The 17,034-nt window shown below is 71.4% G+C and carries 17 protein-coding genes and 1 pseudogene; 4 read left to right on the top strand and 14 right to left on the bottom strand.

Annotated features, from left to right (window positions below; all coding sequences use genetic code 11):
- The first annotated feature begins 60 nt into the window (after window positions 1-60).
- Window positions 61-975 carry an LpxL/LpxP family Kdo(2)-lipid IV(A) lauroyl/palmitoleoyl acyltransferase gene (gene lpxL / locus LDO26_RS17840; protein ID WP_232132446.1) on the top strand — a complete coding sequence of 305 codons (915 nt, stop codon included), beginning with the start codon at window positions 61-63 and terminating at the stop codon, window positions 973-975.
- A gap of 308 nt (window positions 976-1,283) precedes the next feature.
- Here the strand turns inward: lpxL and LDO26_RS17835 are convergent, their stop codons facing one another.
- From LDO26_RS17835 to LDO26_RS17810, 6 genes are all read right to left on the bottom strand, one after another.
- Window positions 1,284-2,654 (bottom strand): O-antigen ligase family protein, encoded by a 1,371-nt coding sequence (locus LDO26_RS17835; RefSeq protein WP_232132445.1) that lies wholly within the window; start codon window positions 2,652-2,654, stop codon window positions 1,284-1,286.
- Entirely contained in the window at window positions 2,629-3,750 is a 1,122-nt protein-coding gene (locus LDO26_RS17830; RefSeq protein ID WP_232132444.1) for a glycosyltransferase, read from the bottom strand. Before LDO26_RS17830 ends, LDO26_RS17835 begins: the two co-directional genes overlap by 26 nt.
- Window positions 3,751-3,778: 28 nt before the next feature.
- Window positions 3,779-3,979: a zinc-finger domain-containing protein gene (locus tag LDO26_RS17825; RefSeq protein WP_232132443.1), complete on the bottom strand. Its 201-nt coding sequence runs from the start codon at window positions 3,977-3,979 to the stop codon at window positions 3,779-3,781.
- Window positions 3,980-4,256: 277 nt separating this feature from the next.
- The gene (locus LDO26_RS17820) at window positions 4,257-4,958 is read right to left on the bottom strand and encodes a pirin family protein (RefSeq protein WP_232132442.1); all 702 of its coding nucleotides are present in this window, start codon (window positions 4,956-4,958) and stop codon (window positions 4,257-4,259) included.
- Window positions 4,959-5,091: 133 nt separating this feature from the next.
- Window positions 5,092-5,793 carry a YceI family protein gene (locus LDO26_RS17815; RefSeq protein ID WP_232132441.1) on the bottom strand — a complete coding sequence of 234 codons (702 nt, stop codon included), beginning with the start codon at window positions 5,791-5,793 and terminating at the stop codon, window positions 5,092-5,094.
- A gap of 59 nt (window positions 5,794-5,852) precedes the next feature.
- A complete protein-coding gene (locus LDO26_RS17810; protein ID WP_232132440.1) occupies window positions 5,853-6,440 on the bottom strand; it encodes a malonic semialdehyde reductase in 588 nt (195 codons plus the stop codon).
- A 128-nt stretch (window positions 6,441-6,568) separates the two neighbouring features.
- On the opposite strand from LDO26_RS17810, the gene LDO26_RS17805 reads away from it, so the two are divergent.
- A complete protein-coding gene (locus LDO26_RS17805) occupies window positions 6,569-7,543 on the top strand; it encodes a mitochondrial fission ELM1 family protein (RefSeq protein ID WP_232132447.1) in 975 nt (324 codons plus the stop codon).
- On the opposite strand, the gene gph is transcribed toward LDO26_RS17805, so the two are convergent.
- The gene (gene gph, locus LDO26_RS17800; RefSeq protein ID WP_435594123.1) at window positions 7,530-8,204 is read right to left on the bottom strand and encodes a phosphoglycolate phosphatase; all 675 of its coding nucleotides are present in this window, start codon (window positions 8,202-8,204) and stop codon (window positions 7,530-7,532) included. The genes LDO26_RS17805 and gph overlap by 14 nt on opposite strands.
- 374 nt (window positions 8,205-8,578) lie before the next feature.
- Here gph and LDO26_RS17795 point away from each other — a divergent pair, with 374 nt between their 5' ends.
- Window positions 8,579-8,875 carry a DUF2218 domain-containing protein gene (locus LDO26_RS17795; protein ID WP_232132438.1) on the top strand — a complete coding sequence of 99 codons (297 nt, stop codon included), beginning with the start codon at window positions 8,579-8,581 and terminating at the stop codon, window positions 8,873-8,875.
- 60 nt (window positions 8,876-8,935) lie between these two features.
- Here the strand turns inward: LDO26_RS17795 and dinB are convergent, their stop codons facing one another.
- Window positions 8,936-10,000 carry a DNA polymerase IV gene (gene dinB, locus LDO26_RS17790; RefSeq protein ID WP_232132437.1) on the bottom strand — a complete coding sequence of 355 codons (1,065 nt, stop codon included), beginning with the start codon at window positions 9,998-10,000 and terminating at the stop codon, window positions 8,936-8,938.
- Between the two features lie 128 nt (window positions 10,001-10,128).
- On the opposite strand from dinB, the pseudogene LDO26_RS17785 reads away from it, so the two are divergent.
- Window positions 10,129-10,299 (top strand): annotated as a pseudogene (locus tag LDO26_RS17785) (HupB); the annotation flags it as partial.
- Window positions 10,300-10,348: 49 nt separating this feature from the next.
- Here LDO26_RS17785 and LDO26_RS17780 read toward each other — a convergent pair.
- The 6 genes from LDO26_RS17780 to relB form a co-directional block, all read right to left on the bottom strand.
- Window positions 10,349-13,063, bottom strand: a complete 2,715-nt coding sequence (locus LDO26_RS17780; RefSeq protein ID WP_232132435.1) for a bifunctional acetate--CoA ligase family protein/GNAT family N-acetyltransferase — start codon at window positions 13,061-13,063, stop codon at window positions 10,349-10,351.
- Between the two features lie 144 nt (window positions 13,064-13,207).
- A complete protein-coding gene (locus LDO26_RS17775; protein WP_232132434.1) occupies window positions 13,208-14,257 on the bottom strand; it encodes an alpha/beta hydrolase in 1,050 nt (349 codons plus the stop codon).
- Between the two features lie 7 nt (window positions 14,258-14,264).
- On the bottom strand, window positions 14,265-15,560 hold the full coding sequence (locus LDO26_RS17770) for a metal-dependent hydrolase family protein (protein ID WP_232132433.1): 1,296 nt from the start codon (window positions 15,558-15,560) through the stop codon (window positions 14,265-14,267).
- 166 nt (window positions 15,561-15,726) lie between these two features.
- Window positions 15,727-16,044 (bottom strand): hypothetical protein, encoded by a 318-nt coding sequence (locus LDO26_RS17765; protein WP_232132432.1) that lies wholly within the window; start codon window positions 16,042-16,044, stop codon window positions 15,727-15,729.
- A 218-nt stretch (window positions 16,045-16,262) separates the two neighbouring features.
- Complete coding sequence (locus tag LDO26_RS17760) at window positions 16,263-16,526, bottom strand: type II toxin-antitoxin system RelE/ParE family toxin (protein WP_232132431.1); 264 nt, start codon at window positions 16,524-16,526, stop codon at window positions 16,263-16,265.
- Window positions 16,527-16,536: 10 nt separating this feature from the next.
- Entirely contained in the window at window positions 16,537-16,836 is a 300-nt protein-coding gene (gene relB / locus LDO26_RS17755) for a type II toxin-antitoxin system RelB family antitoxin (RefSeq protein WP_232132430.1), read from the bottom strand.
- Between the last annotated feature and the right edge of the window lie 198 nt (window positions 16,837-17,034).

Here is a 17,034-nt window from a genome sequence, read left to right as displayed (position 1 = left end):
GGCCCCTGCCCTCTGGCCCCCGGCCCCTGGCCCCTGCCCTCTGCCCCCTACAATGCCCTGATGACTCCTGCGCCTCCGGCCCGCCCCCGTCCCCCTCTCGCCCCCCGCACCTGGCCGACCTGGCTCGGCATCGGCCTGATGGCACTGGCCGCGCGCCTACCCTGGGCCCTACAGCGGGCGCTCGGCCGTGGCATCGGCGGCCTGATGCGCCGCGTGCTCGGCAGCCGCCGGCGCATCGCCGCGCGCAACCTCGAACTCTGCTTCCCGGAACTCGACGCCGCCGCGCGCGATGCCCTGCTGCGCGAACACTTCGCCGCGCTCGGCATCGGCGTGTTCGAGTTCGCGCGGGCGTGGTGGGGCTCGATCGCGCCGCTGCGCCGGAACCTGGTCGTCGAGGGGCTGGAACACATCGAAGGCCCGCGCGCGGCGGGGCGCGGGGTGATCGTCGTCTCCGGCCATTTCACGACGCTGGAGGTCTGCGGCCGGCTGATGTGCGACTACGTGCCGCTGGCCGGCATGTACCGGCCGCACGCGCAGCCGGCGATGGAGTGGGCGGTGCGCCGCGGCCGCGCGCGCTATGCCGCGGCGATGTTTCCCAAGCAGGACGTGCGCGGCACCGTGCGCCACCTCAAGCGCGGCGGCCTGCTGTGGTATGCGCCCGACCAGGACCCGAGCCGCGGCGACGCGGTCTACGTGCCGTTCTTCGGCCGCCCCGCGCACAGCCTGACCTCGACCCACCAGCTGGCGCGCATGTCGGGCGCGGCGGTGGTGATGTACCAGCACCGGCGCCGCGACGACGGCGGCTATACGCTGACCCTGTGGCCGGTGCCCGAGCCCTATCCCAGCGACGACGCCAGCGCCGACACCGCGGTGGTGATGGCCGGCATCGAGCGCATGGCCCGCGCCGCGCCGGCGCAGTACCTGTGGATCCATCGGCGCTTCAAGCGCCAGCCCGGCGGGGGTTCGCCCTACTGAATACTGTCTCCCGCCCGAGGGCGGGAGAGGGGAGGACCAACCGCAACGCGGTTGGTGGGGTGAGGGCAACGCGGAAAAGCGCCCCTCATCCGGCCCGTCGGGCCACCTTCTCCCACAGGGAGAAGGGCCCGACAAACCGACGCCCACGCAATGGGAGAGAAGGAATCATCCGCGGCGCGGGTGGTGGGGTGAGGACCGGAACGCCGGCAAGCGAAGTCCTTCGCAAGTGCAGATCCGGGCACGATCACGTTTGACGGGAATCCCCCATCGCGCCCGAGGGTGCTCCTACACGGACGCGCCGCGCCGGCTCACGGGATCGCAGCGCCATGCTTGCCCGCTTCCGGCTCCGGGCGCGCCAGCAGGCTGCCGGCAAACAGGGCCGACAGCAGCAGGGTGAACCCGCCCCAGAACGTCGAATAGAACGCCAGGTGGGTGTTGAGCGGGAACACCGTGACCGAGAGTGCGAGCATCGCCGGGCGTGCCTGCTCGCGTGCCGCGGGACTGGCGAAATGCCAGGCCCGCCACGCCAGGGCGACGCCGGCCAGCCACAGCAGCAGGCCGACCAGGCCGGTCTCGCTGAGTACCTCGAGCACGATCTGGTGCGCATGCAGCGCCGGGCCATCCCCCCACACCGCCAGTTCGCCGGCCTTCGGGTCGCAGCCCGGGAACGCCTCGCGGAAACCGCGCGCGCCGACGCCGTTGACCGGATTCTCGCGGGCCATGCACAGCGCCGCGCTCCAGATCCGGGTACGTCCCGACAGCGCGCTGTCGACGCCCGCTTCGTCGGCCGACAGCCCCATCGCCGTACGCTCGACCCGGTCGCGGACCTGCGGCGACGCCAGCGCCGCGACCACGGCCGCGATCGCGCCGCAGGCGAACACCACCAGCAGCTTCTTCCAGCCCAGCAGCCGCCAGCCGGAGAACAGCAGCACCAGTCCGTAGGTCAGCCACGACGCGCGCGAGCCGGCGAAAAGCAGCACGATGCCGATCGCCGCACCGGCCACCAGCCAGCCGGTGGTGCCGAAGCGGCGCCCGGCCGCGTACAGCGCGAACGGCGACAGGCTGGCCAGCACCACGCCCAGCTTGAGGTTGCACGGCCCCAACACGCCGCCGAGGCGATCGGCCGCGGCCAGCTGCTCGACGCTGCACATCGGCCGGCTGCTGATCAGCTGCTTGAGCTGGTCGATGCCGAAGAACAGCGGGCTGGTGCCGAAGAACACCTCGACCAGGCCGTCGAGCGTCCACACGCCGACGATGATCGCCAGGCCGCCGAGAGTGATGCGCCGCCCACGCGCATCCGCCACCGCCGAGGCCACCAGCCACAGGAACGGCAGGTAGCGCAGGTCGACCAGCGCCTCGCGCAGCGCGCGGCCGGTGTCGACCGAGTCGAAAGCGGAGATCAGTTCCGGCAGCCAGTAGGCGAAGAACAGCACGCTGGTCAGCGCCCACGCCGGCGCGCTGAGCAGCTGTGCGCCGCCGCGGAAGCGCGAGGCGAGCAGATGGACGATCGCCGCCAGCGCGCCGAGCACCATCACGCCCTCGGCGTAGCCGGGCGCGGGCCACAGGATCACGAACGCCAGCACCCAGTGCGGGGCCCAGCGCCAGCCGACGCGGCGCGGCACGGGCGCCGGGGCGCCAGCGGGGTTCAGGGTGTCAATGGTGGGGGTCGAGTTCGTCATAGACGGCCAGCGTGGCTTCCTGCATCGCGCGCAGCGTATCGGGCATCGTACCGGGTCGCGCCGGCGGCCGGGCCAGCAGCGCGCGCGCGGACGCCGCCAGCGCACCAGCGTCGAATGGTGGCACCGCGCCGTCCGGTTGCAACTGGGCCAGCAGTTCGCCGACGCCGCCATGCGCCCAGCCCAGCACCGGGCGCCCGACCGACAGCGCCTCGAGCACGGTGCGGCCGAAGGCCTCGGGCTTGCGCGAGAGCTGCAGCACCAGGTCGCTGGCGGCATAGGCGCGGGCAATCTCCGAGGTCGGCGCGGTGATCGCCAGGGCGTCGGCGACGCCGGCCTGTGCGGCCTGCCGCTCGAGGCCGGCCAGGTAGGCCTCGCGCCCCGCCTCGCGCGCGCCGGGCATCCACAGCCGCGCATCGAGGCCGTCGCCGCGCAGCGCGGCCAGCAACGCGATCGCATCGGCATGGCCCTTCAGCCGGGTGCCGCGACCTGGCAGCAGCAGCAGCGGACCCTCGCCGCCAAGCGCGGGATGCAGCGCCGCGGCCCGCGCGCGCGCGGCGCGGTCGGGAGACGGCGCCGGCGGGAACTGCGCCGGGTCGATGCCGCGCGGGATCACCCGCAGCCGCGCCGGGTCGGTCCGCGGGTAGTGCTGCAGCAGGTAGTCGCGCACGGTCTGCGACACGCAGATCACGCGCTCGCCGCGCGCCATGATCGCGCTGTAGCGCGATGGCGAATTGAGGCCGTGCATGGTGGTGACGAAGTGCGGGCGCCGCGCCGCCGGCATGCCGCGCAGCGCCAGCCAGCCGATCCAGGCCGGCAGCCGCGAGCGCGCATGCACGATGTCGGCGCCCTCGGCCTGCAGCAGCGCGCGCAGCGTGCGCACATGGCGCAGCGTCGACGGCGACTTGCGGCCGATGTCGAGCTCGACGTGCGAAGCGCCGGTCGCCAGCAGCGCCGGCAGCAGGCGGCCGCCGGCCGAGACCACGATGGCACGGTGCCCGGCCGCGACCAGGGCCGCGGAAATTTCGATCGTGGAACGCTCGACGCCGCCCGACACCAGCGCGGGCAGCAGCTGCACGACGGTCAGCGGGCGGCGCATGCGGGCCCCGCCGGCGCGCGACGCACGGTCAGTCGACGAGGACGAAATGCGCCCCGCAGTACGGGCAATCCGCCTCGCCGCCCTCGGCCTCGATCGGCAGGTAGACGCGCGGATGCGAGTTCCACAGCGCCATCGACGGCAGCGGGCAGCTCAGCGGCAGGTCGGCGCGATGCACTTCGTAGCAGCGCTGGGCATTGGCTTGCGTCGGCTGGACGGTGGCTGCGGTCATGACGGCGGTGTTCGGCGATCGTGGGGAGGCGGCCATTCTACCGCGCCCGCCGTCGACGGCATCGACAGGATGGTCCCGAACACGGTTCCTCTCCAGAGTGCGGGAACAATGGCCGCCTGATCTTGCGTAGGTCGGCCCCACGCGGCCGACGTATGCGGTGCCCGGACTCCGGGGACTCGCCCGGTGTGGCCTGACGGGCTCCCTGGCGTCGGGGGCGTTGCCCCGACCTACGATCGGGAAATCCCGGAAGTCGGCGAAGAACCCGGCAATGGCCCTTTCAGCGCGGCAGGGTCAGCAGCAGCAGGTCGGCCGGCGCATCGCCGGCGACGAGCCGCACGTCCGCGGCTTCGCCGTCCCAGCCGACGGCATCGCCGGCCAGCAGCGGACGGCCGTCGGCGTCGACGGTCCCGGCCAGCACCTGCAGCCAGACGCGGCGCGCCGGATCGACCGGCAGCGCCAGCGCGGCCGACGGCGCCAGCCGTGCGCGCTGCAGCCGGCCCTGCAGCCGCAGCGCCAGCCCGCCGTCGCGGCCGTCGGGTGAGGCCAGCGTGGTCCAGCTGCCGTCCGTCGCCGGCGTGCCGTCCAGCATGGAGGCTGCGGGCGAGGCGTTGACGCGGTCGGGCTGCAGCCACAGCCGCAGTACCCGCGCCGGCTGCGTGGCCGACGCATTGGCGAGCCTGTGCTCGGCGCCGTGGCCGGCGCTGAGCAGGTGCAGCGTGCCGGCCGGCAGCGAGACTGCGGCACCATCGGCGCCGCTGCCGGTCACGCTGCCGTCGAGCACGAGCTCGAGGATCTCCATGTTCGCGCGGCGCTGCGGCGGCAACGCGGCGCCGGGTGCCAGCAGGTCCTCGTTGCAGACCCGCAGCGCGCCGAAGCCGGTCCATGCCGGGTCGTGGTAGTCGCCGCCGGAGAACGCCTGGCGGCTGTCGTGGCCCGCGCCGCGGCTGTGGCCGCGCTGGTCGCCGGAACGGAACAACATCGTCTGCTGCCTGCCTGTGGTGGATGGGTGGGGCCTGCCGGCCGCGATCATTGTCGGGCACCGGCACGGACCCGCAAACGACGACCGGCGCACCCCGCAGGATGCGCCGGTCCGGATGTCGTGCGAGGCGCGCCTACTCGGCCGCGGCGGGCGCCGACGCGGCGTCCTCGGCCACGACGGCCTCGGTGGTGATCCGCAGTTCGACCTCGTCGCTGACGTTCGGTGCGTACGCGCCGACGCCGAAGTCGCTGCGCTTGATCTGGGCGACCGCATCGAAGCCGGCGGCAGGCCGCCCAGCCATCGGCTGCTCGCCGAACTTGTTGATGGTCACGTCCAGCACCACCGGATGGGTGTTGTCCTTGATCGTCAGGTCGCCGGTGACCTTGAGCTTGTTGCCGCCTGCGCTCTCGACCGCGGTGCTTTTGAACGTCGCCTCGGGGAACGTGGCGGCATCGAAGAAGTCGGCGCTGCGCAGGTGGTCGTCGAACTTGCCGACGTGCGAGTTCAGGCCCGACAGCGGGATGGTCACCTCGACCGACGAAGCCGGCACGTCGTCGGCGTCATAGACGATCTGCCCCTCGACGCCGCTGAAATGCGCGATCGGGTGCGAGAAGCCGAAATGGCTCCACTGCGCGATCACGTCGGTATGGCTGGGGTCGATGACGTAGGTGCCGGAGACGCCGGCGACCGGCTCGGCGGTCTCGGCGGTTTCGGCCAGCGCCTCGCCGGCGGGCGCGGTCGATGCCGCGGCATGGTCCGGCGACGGGGCCTGCTGGGTGCAGGCGGCAAGGGCGATGGCGGCGGCGAGCGGAAGCAGCAGTCGGGTGGTGCGCATGACGATGTCCTCGATATGGGCGGGTCGGGAAACGGGCGGAGAACGGAAGCGGGAACGGGTCACTCGATGCGCGCGGCCTCGTCGAACGGCAGGCGCGGCGAGCGGGCGAAGATCGTCGACGGGTCGCCCTTGCCGAGGTTGACCAGGAAATTCGACCGGATCGCGGTGCCGGCGAAGAACTCGGCATCGACCTTCGCATTGTCGAAGCCGGACATCGGGCCGGTGTCCAGGCCCAGCGCACGCGCGGCGAGGATCAGGTACGCGCCCTGCAGGCTGCCGTTGCGGAAGGCGGCCTCGTGGCGGCCCTCGCGCGGGCCGTCGAACCAGCTCTTCGCATCGGTATGCGGGAACAGGAACGGCAGCTTGTCGTGGAAGTCCTCGTCGAAACCGACGATGACGGTCACCGGCGCGGCCAGGGTCTTGTCGCGGTTGCCCTCGCTCAACGCCGGCGCCAGCCTGGCCTTGGCCGCGGCCGACTTGACGAACACGAAGCGCGCCGGCGACGCGTTGGCCGAGGTCGGGCCGAACTTCACCAGGTCGTAGAGCTGGTGCAGGGTCTCGTCGCTGACCTCGCCACTGAACCCGTTGTAGGTGCGGGCGGTGCGGAACAACTGGTCGAGCGCGGCATCGGACAGGGCTTCTGGCATCGGGACCTCGGGATGGATCGAGCGGGGACAGGCCTGCAGTGTAGAGTCCACGGGCGCCGGCTCGCAGGATCCGGCCGGAACGGATGATCACACACGTGGAACAGACGCCAGGGCAGACGCTCGATTCGATGCATCCGCGCCGCTTCGAGGCATGGGCGCTCAGCGACGGCCGCGCCGGCAACGCGCGCCAGGCCGAGGCACTTGCGGCCGCGCTGGCAGGTACCGGCGCCCGGTCCCTGCATCTGGGCCCGCATGCGCCATGGCGCTGGCTGGCGCCGCGGCGCCTGCCCGGCAGCGATGCCGCGTTCGGCCACGCATTCGCCCGGGCACTGCGGGCACCACCGGCACTGGCGATCGGCTGCGGCCGCCAGGCCGCGCTGGCGACGCGGCTGGCACGGGCCCACGGCGCGCGCGTGGTGCAGATCCTCGATCCCCGGCTCGATCCATTGCACTGGGACGTGGTGGTCGTACCCGAGCACGATGCGCTGCGCGGCCGCAACGTCGTCACCCTGCTCGGCAGCCTGCACCCGGTCGACGATGCGTGGCTGGCGGCGGGACGCGCCGCATTCCCGGCGATCGGGCAACTGCCCGGGCCGCTCACGGCGGTGCTGCTCGGCGGCGACTCGCGTCACGGCCGTTTCGACATGGCGATGCTCGACGCGCTGCTCTCGCGGTTGGACGCGCTGCCCGGCGACGGCGGCAGCCTGCTGCTGCTCGCATCGCGGCGCACGCCCGATGCGATCCGCGCTGCCCTGCACGCGCGCGCCGGCACCGCGCCGGGACTGGCATGGACCGGCGACGCCGACGGCCCCAATCCCTATGCCGGCGCGCTGGGCTGGGCCGACCGCATCGTCTGCTCGCCCGATTCGGTCAACATGCTGTCCGAGGCCTGCGCCACGCATGTACCGGTGTGGGTGGCCGATCCCGGCAGCGTCGGCGGACGCCCGCGCCGGTTCGTCGACGCCCTGCTCGCACGCGGCCGCATCGCAGTCCTCGGCAATCCGCCCCCCGCATCGGTCAGTCCGTTGCGCGAAACCGCACGGGTCGCCGCGGAGATCCGCGCCCGGCTCGGACTGCCGCCGGCGCAGGTCAGCGCAGCGTGAGCAGTTCGTCGAAACGGTCGATGACCGCGACCGCGCCGCAGCCGTGCAGGTCGAAAGCGCGCGGATAGCCGTAGGACACCAGCACCAGCGGCGCGCCCGCGGCGATCGCGGCGCCGGCGTCGGTGCCGGAATCGCCGACCATCAGGCACTGCGCGGCAGGCACCCCGAAATGCGCGGCCAGGTGCAGGATCGGCTGCGGGCTCGGCTTGCGCTCGGGCAGCGTGCCGGCGCCGACGATCGCGTCGAACCAGCGCGCGATGCCCAGCGCCCCGAGCAGCGGGGCGACGAAGCGCTCGGGCTTGTTGGTGCACACCGCCATGCGCACCCCGCGCGCGTACAGCGCCTGCAGCGTCTCCGGCACGCCCGGGTACAGCTGCGGATGCAGCAGCAGGCAATCGGCATAGTGGTGCAGGAAACGCGGCATCAGCGCATCGGGATCCTCGCTACTGCCCGCATGCGCCAGCGCGGTGGCGATCAGCTCGCGCGCGCCATCGCCGATCCAGCTGCGCACCAGCGCCTCGCCGACACGCGCGCAGCCAAGCTCCTCCAGCATGCGGTTGACGGCCTCGGTGATGTCCGAGGCGCTGTCGACCAGGGTACCGTCGAGGTCGAACAGCACCACCGGCCAGGGAAAGTTCGGAGCGGACGCGGCAGCCACCATCGGCATGATTCCAGTGCAGGGGGCCCGCCATTGTGCGGCATCGCGCGGCGCGGCCCGGGCGGCCATCGCATGACGTGCCCGGGTGATGGACGCGGATACCGCTTCCGCCTGCGACCATTCTTCCTGCGAAGGGGAGACGGGCGCGATGACGCAGCGTCCACTTCCCCGACTGCCGTGCACGCGGACAGGCAGGTCCCTCGCTGCGGCCGGGACGACAGGCATGCGGAGAGGCGCCGCCGCGCACTGCGCAAGCCGCCATCCACGACGCGCTGCGCAACGAAGCGTTGGCGGCGATGGCGTTTCCCGCGGCTGCGCCGCCGCCTATGCTGGCCGGCCAGCGGATGCCCCCGGCATCCCCACCGGAGCCGTTGCCCATGTCCGTCACCACCCGCACCACGACCGTCTCCAACGACGCCCCCCGCCTGCTGCGCACGCTGTGCAACCACTGGCGCCACAAGTTCGAGATCCGCCGCGACGGCGACACGCACGCCTTCATCCCGTTCGCAGGCCCCGAGGCCGGCGCGGACTTCGTCGTCGACGGCGACACGCTGGCGATCACCCTGACCCAGCCCGACGCCACCGACAGCGCGCGCTACCAGCAGGTCATCGAGAACCACCTGCAGCGCTTCGCGCGGGACGAGACGCTGGCGTTCGACTGGAAGCCGGTCTGACAGGAGTTGCGATCGCCCTCGCTGCAGGTCCGTCGGGTCCAGGCGACGGCGGCGACCGGATCAGAGACCGAACAATCCCGCCTGCACCGGCAGTTCGTCACGATCCCGGAACCCGCCGATCCCCACCCCCACCAGCCGATAGCGGGTCGAGGCCGGCAGCTCGACCCGGTCGCGCAGCGCCAGCGCGATGCGGGTCAGTTCGTCCTGCGACGATGGCGGCGCATCGGGCGTGAAGCTGCGGGTGAGGATGCGGAACTGCGCGGTCTTGAGCTTCAGCACGACGGTGCGGCCGACGCGCTCGGTCCTGCGGGTCGCCAGCCAGGTCTTCTCCGCCAGCCGCTCGATCATCGGGCCGAGGTCGGCCAGCGGCAGGTCGGTCTCGAAGGTGTCCTCGGAGGAGATCGACTGCACGGGCTGGTCCGGCTCGACCGGGCGCTCGTCGATGCCGCGGGCGCGCTGGTACAGGCGCGCGCCGAACGTGCCGAAGCGCGCCTCCAGCGCCTCGCGGGCGAGGCTGCGCAGGTCGCCGACGGTCGCCACCCCCAGTTCGGCCAGCTTCTTTTCCATGACCTTGCCCACGCCCGGGATCAGCCCGACCTTCAGCGGTGTCAGGAACGCCTCGACCTGCGCCGGCTTGACCACGAACAGGCCGTCGGGCTTGTTCCAGTCCGACGCGATCTTGGCCAGGAACTTGTTCGGCGCGACCCCGGCCGAGGCGGTCAGCGCGGTCGCCTCGCGGATCTGGCGGCGGATCGCCTCGGCGGTCGCGGTGGCGCTGGGCGAGGCGATCTTCGGCGCGGTGACGTCCAGGTAGGCCTCGTCGAGCGACAGCGGCTGCACGAGGTCGGTGTGCTGCAGGAAGATCTCGCGGACCTGGCGCGAGACCGCCTTGTAGCGGGCGAAATCCGGCGGCACGAACACCGCGTCCGGGCACAGGCGCTCGGCGGTGACCGCCGGCATCGCCGAGCGCACGCCGAACGGCCGCGCCTCGTACGAGGCCGCGCAGACCACCGAGCGCGCGCCGCGCCAGGCCACGACCACCGGGCGCCCACGCAGCGACGGGTCGTCGCGCTGCTCGACCGAGGCGTAGAACGCGTCCATGTCGATGTGGAGGATCTTGCGCACCGGCGCCATTATCGTCGCTGGCGTCGCGGCCGTTGCGACCGCCGGCAACATCCGGATCACGCCGCATCGACCCGCGCCTCACGCCGGCCGGCGCATCCTCGGCGGCACCCCTCCCCCGGAGATGCGCCATGACCCGCGGCGACAAATCGTCCTACACCGACAAGCAGAAGCGCCAGGCCGAACACATCGAGCAATCCGAGCGCAAGGAAGGCCGCTCCAAGGAGGATGCCGAGCGCATCGCCTGGGCGACCGTCAACAAGCAGGACGGCGGCGGCAGGAAGTCGGGATCGGGCCGCAAGAGCGGCTGAAGCGCGCCCCGGCGGCCGCCGCAGTAGACGGGCGGTACTCTCAGCCCGCCACCGGATCCACCGCCGCGCCGACCGGCAGGCGCACGATCGCGACCGTGGCGTCGTCCGGATCCGGCGAGACCGAGAAGCCCAGCTGCCGGCACATCGCCAGCATCGTCGTGTTCTCGCGCAGCACCTGGCCTTCGACGGTGTGCAGGCCCTGCCAGTGCGCGTACTCGATCATGATCTTCATCAGCCGCCAGCCCAGTCCCGCGCCCTTGAGGTCGGAGCGGACCATGATCCCGTACTCGCCGGTGTCGTAGTTGGCATCGGCCAGCAGGCGCACGGCGCCGAGCATCTCGCCGCTGTCCGGGTCGATCGCGGCCAGCGCGATCGAGCGCGCATAGTCGAGCTGGGTCATGCGCGCGATGAATTCGTGACTGAAATGCCGGACCGCGCTGAAGAAGCGCAGCCGCAGGTCCTCGGTGCTGACCTTGTCGAAGAACGCGCGGAACAGCGCGTCGTCCTCGGGCCGCACCGGGCGCACGAACGCGCTCTTGCCGTTGGACAGGGTGATCGTGCGTTCCCACTCGGTCGGATACGGGAAGATCGCGAAGCGTGGATGCCCGCGTCCCTTGTGCAGTTGCCGCGACGGCGCGACGGCCACGCGCGCGTCGAGCGCGATCACCCCGTCGCGGTCGGCCAGCAGCGGGTTGACGTCGAGTTCGCGGATCTCGGGAATGTCGGCCGCCAGCTGCGCCAGCTTGACCAGCAGCAGCGCGACCGCGCGCTCGTCGGCCGCGGGCACGTCGCGATAGGTCTTGAGGATGCGCGACACGCGCGTGCGCCCGATCAGCTCGTGGGCCAGGCGCAGGTCCAGCGGCGGCAGCGCCAGCGCCTTGTCGTCGATGACCTCGACCGCGGTGCCGCCGCGGCCGAACACGATGACCGGGCCGAACGTCGGGTCGTCGGCGATGCCGGCGATCAGCTCGCGTGCCTTCGGCCGCACGATCATCGGGTGCACGGTCAGGCCGTCGATGCGGGCGTCGGGCCGCGCCTCGCGCGCGCGCTCGAGGATGCGCCCGGCGGCTTCGTGCACCGCCTGCGGGCTGGCGAGGTTCAGGCGCACGCCGTCGACGTCGGACTTGTGCGGGATGTCGGGAGAGCTGATCTTCACCGCGACCGCTTCGCCGCGTGCCAGCAGCGGCGCCGCGGCCTGCACCGCGGCATCGGCGTCGGCGACCTGCCAAGACGGCGCCAGCGGGATGCCGTAGGCGGCGAACAGCGCCGCGGTCGCCACCGGATCCAGCCATTCCTCGCCGCGCGCCAGCGCCGCGTCGACCACCGCGCGCGCGGCGGGGACATCGACGACGAAATCGGCCGGCAGGCTGGGCGGCGTCTCCTTCAGCGCGGTCTGCGCCTCCTGATGCCGGACCAGGTACATGAAGCCGCGCACCGCGTCGGCCTCGCTGTTGTAGGTGGGAATGCCGGCGTCGCCCAGCGTCGCCAGTGCCTTCGGGTCGTTGCCGAGCCAGACCGCGAAGATCGGCTTGCGCGCGGTCTCGCGCGGATGCGCGCGCAGCGTGCGGATGACGGCCTCGGCGGTCTCGCGCGGGTCCGACAGCACGGTCGGCACCTGCATCACCAGCACCGCGTCGTTGTCGCGGTCCTTGAGCAGCGCCTCCAGCGTCGCGGCATAACGCGCGCCGTCGGCGTCGCCGAGCATGTCGACCGCGTTGCGCCGCGACCAGCCGCGCACCAGTTCGGCATCGAGCGTGGCGAGGGTGCCCTTCGACAGCGCCGCGCGGATGCCGCCCAGGTCGACCAGGCGATCCAGCGCCAGCATGCCGATGCCGATGCCGTTGGTCATCACCGCCAGCCGCTTGCCCGGCAGCGTGCCGAGATGCGCCAGGGTCTCGGCGGCGGCGAACAGTTCGTCGAGCGCATGCACGCGCAGCAGCCCGGCACGCCGGAACGCGGCGTCGTAGACCGCGTCCGGGCTGGCCAGGGCCGCGGCGTGGCTCTGCGGCTCGCCGCTGCCGCGTGCGTGCCGGCCCGGCTTGACCACGACCACGGGCTTGGCGCGCGCGGCGGCGCGCGCGGCCGACAGGAACTTGCGCGCATCGCGCACGTGCTCGACGTACAGCAGGATCGCGCGGGTGTGGCGGTCGGTGGCGAAGTAGTCGAGCAGGTCGGCGAAATCCACGTCCAGCGCGTCGCCGAGCGAGGCGACCGCCGAGAACCCGATGCCGCGCGGCCGGCTCCACTCGATCATCCCGGCCGCGACCGCGCCGGACTGCGAGATCAGCGCCAGGTCCCCGGCCGCCGGCCGGTGCGCGGCGAAGCTGGCGAACAGCTTCGCGTGCGGCGCGATCACGCCCAGGCAGTTGGGCCCGACGATGCGCAGCCCGCGCGCGCGCGCGACCTCGGCCAGCGCCGCGTTGTACGAACCCTTGCCGCGCCCGAGGCCGCGGGTCAGCACGATCGCCGCCTTCGCGCCCTTGTCCGCAGCCGCCGCGGCGACCCCGGCGACGTCCGCAGGCGGCGCGGCGATGACCACCAGCTCCGGCGCGAACGGCAGCGCCTGCAGCGATTTCACCGCCGCCAGCCCGTCGATCTCGGCATGGCGCGGATTGACCAGCCCGATGCGTCCGGCGAAACCGCCCTCGCGCAGCTGCTGCAGCACCAGCCGGCCCAGCGAGCGCGGCCGCGGACTCGCCCCGACGACGGCGACGGACGCGGGGCGGAACACGGAATCGAGTGCGTAGAGACTCATCGGGGCAACGGACGGCCAGCGGAACGCATGGCCGGACGATACACGAGCCGCGGCGCGCGGTTCGTGCGCGCAGGCCGGGATTGTCCGGTTCTTCCCGGATTCCCCCGGAGGTCGGGGCAACGCCCCCGACGCCGGGACGCCCCGTCAGGTCGTATCGGGCGTGTCCCCGATATCCCGCGCCCGGGTCGGCCGCGCATCGCCGACCTGCGCATCGAGGAACGCGACGATCCGCGCCAGCGCCTCGCGCCCTGCTTCGTCATCGAGATCGAACTGGTATTCGTGCGGCAGCGCCGGCGCGCGGTCGGCGGCGAAGAACAGCGTGTCGGTGTCGACGCCCAGCGTGGCCAGCCGCGCCGCCAGCGCGCGCGACTGCGGCTCCAGCGGATCGCCGTTGCCGGCGGTGATGAAGCTGGCCGGGAAATCCGCGGTGACATGCGCCGTGACCGAGGCCAGCGCGACCTTCGGGTCGTCGCGGAAACGGCGCGTGCCGCTGTAGGCCCACAGCACGGTCTCCAGGAAATCCGCGTACGCACCGCCGTGGTCGACCACCGAGAGGTCGTAGGCGCCGCAGGCCAGCACCGTGGCCCGCAGCTGCCGCGGTGCCAGCGTCGGCGCGATGCCCAGTGCCTGCGCATAGGCCGGACTGGTGGTCAGCGTCGCGACCTGGGCCGCGATCTGCGCGCCGGCCGAATCGCCGGCCAGCACGATCCGCGTGGGATCCACGTGCAGGCGCGCGGCATTGTCGACCAGATAGCCGAGCGCGGCATTGGCCTGCACCACCGGCAGCGGATAGTGCTTCCCCGGCGCGATGGAATAGCCGATGGCGACGGTGGTGAACCCGTGCGCGGCGAGGATCCGCAGGTAGTTGGCGCCATGCGCGCGGTCGCCCGCGACCCAGCCGCCCCCATGGATCCAGACCACGGTCGGCAGGCGCGCATCGTCGCGCGCCGCCGTCTCCGGAAAGAACACGTCCAGCCGCGCGTCGCGGTCGCCGTCGCGGTAGGCGAGGTCGCGGATCTCCGAAATCCCCGCCGGCACATGCTTCGCCAGCGCCTGCGCACTCGCCTCGCCGCCGGCATCGAACGCATGCCTGATCAGCAAGGCCTTCGGCCACGGCGTCAGCGTCCAGGCCGCCGCGCCCGCGACCGCAAGCACGCACAGCGCGGCGATGCTCCATGCGAAGGCGCGTTTCATGCCAGGCCTATTCGCCCTTGACCACGCGTCCGTCCTTCACGATCACCGCGAAGTTCCGCGCCGGATCGGCAATCAGATCGAGGTTTTCCAGCGGATCGCCCTCGACCAGCAGGAGGTCGGCCAAGGCGCCGACTTCCACGACCCCGAGGCGTCCCTGGTAGGGACTGCGCAGGCCCGACAGCGCCAGCAGTTCGGCGTTGTCGTGCGTCACCATCCGCAGGATCTCCGCCGGGGTGAACCAGTCGCGCAACCCGAGGATGAACGCGTTCTGCTCGACGTTGAGTTCGGGCTCGAACAGGAAATCGGTCCCCCAGGCCATGCGCACGCCTGCACGCCTGGCGGCGGCGATCGTGCGCGCCTGCCCCTCGATCACCGGCTTGCGCTTTTCGCGGCGCAGCGGATCCATCGCCTCCGTGCTCGGACGCAAGGTCTGGGTGGACAGCCACACGCCCTGCCTCGCCATCAACGCCAGGGTGTCCTCGTCCAGCAGTTGACCGTGCTCGATGCATTTCACGCCCGCCTCGATGGCGCGACGCACGGCCCGCACCGTGTAGGCATGTACGGTGACATAGGTGCCCCAGTCCTCGGCCGCCTCGACCGCCGCGCGCATCTCGTCCAGCGTGTACTGGGTGACATCGAGCGGATCATAGGCCGACGACGTGCCGCCCCCGGCCATCAGCTTGATCTGGCTCGCGCCCATCCGCAGGTTCTCGCGCACCGCGGTCAGCACTTCGTCGCGCCCGTCGGCGATGAAGGTCGCGCCCATGTCCTCGGCCAGCGACGGCTTGCCGAAGAAACGGCGCGAACGCTCGTGCGGCAGGCGCATGTCGCCATGGCCGGAGGTCTGGCTCACGGTGGCGCCCGACGGCCAGATCCGCGGCCCGGCCACCTCGCCGGCATCGATGGCCGCCTTCAGCTCGAACACGGGACCGCCGACATCGCGCACGCTGGTGAAGCCGCGCATCAGGGTCCGCCCGGATTCGGCCGCGACCGTGGCCGCCAGCGACTCGGGCTTCGCGTCCGGCGCGGTCATCGCGGCCTGCGACAGCGCCGTGAACGTGCTGTGCCAATGCGCGTCGATCAACCCGGGCATCAGGGTGCGGCCACGGCCCTCGATCACCTCGGCCGATTCCGATCGTGGCGTATCCGCGCCGAGGGCGGCGATGCGGTTGCCACGCACCAGGACGTCAGTCGGCTCGCCGAGCGTGCCGCGCACGGTGTCCAGCACCCGCACCTCGCGGAACAGGATTTCGCTTTCGGGCGCAGGCCCCTGTCCCCATGCGACGGCGCAGGGAAGAAGCACAAGCAACACCGGCAACCTGCGCATCATGCTTGCAATCGACATCCTGCACCCCCGCCCGTCGCGGCCGGCCTGACGCCGCCGGGAAAGTATGCACCCCCGGCAGCCCGGGCGCGGCACGGTGGACTGGAAGCGGCAGGTCGGGACTTTCGCCTCCGGCGCCGACCGCTCACTCGCAGCGAACGGCCTGGATCACGTTGCCGGCATCGATGAACACGCGCAGGCGGTCGACGCGATGATCGCGCCGCAGGTTCGTGGCAGGCCCGATCGGATTGATCAGTCCCGCGCCGCTCTCGCGCGCGATGCGGCGCATGTTCTCCTCATTCGCCGGCTGGTCCACGGCCCAGTCCAGCGAACTGTCGTCGCAGCGTCCGCTGCCCGATACCTGCGGTCCCGGGGAACTGGCGCACCCGGACAACATCGCGCATCCGATGCCGGCAACCAGGACGGTTCGGGCGGTGACAGCCAGCCAGGCGGACACGGTCATGGCGACTCCTCGAGCAAAGGATGGGTGGCGGCTGATGTGCCCAGACAATAAAGTTCCTTGGAACGCACGCAATCTATTGATTGTTCGTTGTCCAGGATCCGTGCGAAAAGCTAATGCTCTATCTTGATTCTTCATTTACATCAAATTTTGATTTAAATCAAATAGATATCGATATATTTCCGCAAGAAAATCGCCGCCCCGAAATAGCGTGAAACTATTCAAGGCGCAGCCAATGGCCATTGCTGTGCTGCGTGCAGCACGCGCAAAACGGTCACGGCGTACGGGTCTTCCATGTAAACGACGATGTAGTTCGAGCACACAACCATCTCTCGCGTACCGGCGACACGCCCGATCCGATAGAGCTTGGGATGTTCCGGCAAGGCGGCTGCCTTGGCTTCGACATCGTCCTTCAGCCGCTGCGCAGCCTCCGGATTGTCGTCCGAGATGTAGTCGACAATGGCCAGCAAGTCGTCACGAGCCACTTGCCGCCACTCAAGAACGGGCACGGCGCTTCCTGTCAATCAGCGCCTGGGCGTCGTCCATGACCTGTTGATGCGGGATTGCCGGGCGGGTGTCGGCCAAGGCTTCCTGGACCTTGGTGCGGAACCAGGCGTCGTGTGCCTGCGGATCGGCGGTGAGACCAACTGGCAAGCCACCTTCCTTGGTGACGCGGGTCAGCAGGATGCGCACCGCATCGGAGACCGTCAGGCCGACGTTGGCCAGCGCTTTGGTCGCTTCCGCCTTCAATTGTTCATCGACGCGGACATGCAACATTGAAGTCTGGGCTGCCATGGTGGAGGACTCCACAGGATTTGATGGACCTATTTTGTATCTCAAATGAGATACAATCAAGTCGCAGGGGGGGGTAATCCCCCCATTTTTAGCAATCGCCAAAAGTGGAGCTAAGCGGCCAATGCGAGCTTCTGCATGGGCGTGATGCCGCCGAGCGCCATGTTCGGGCGCTCGTGGTTGTAAGTCCATAGCCAGCGC

The sequence above is a fragment of the Proluteimonas luteida genome (assembly GCF_021191695.1).
Lineage (GTDB): Bacteria > Pseudomonadota > Gammaproteobacteria > Xanthomonadales > Xanthomonadaceae > Luteimonas > Luteimonas luteida.
Note: the sequence above shows the minus strand (reverse complement) of the source record. Positions and strands in the feature narration are given on the sequence as shown.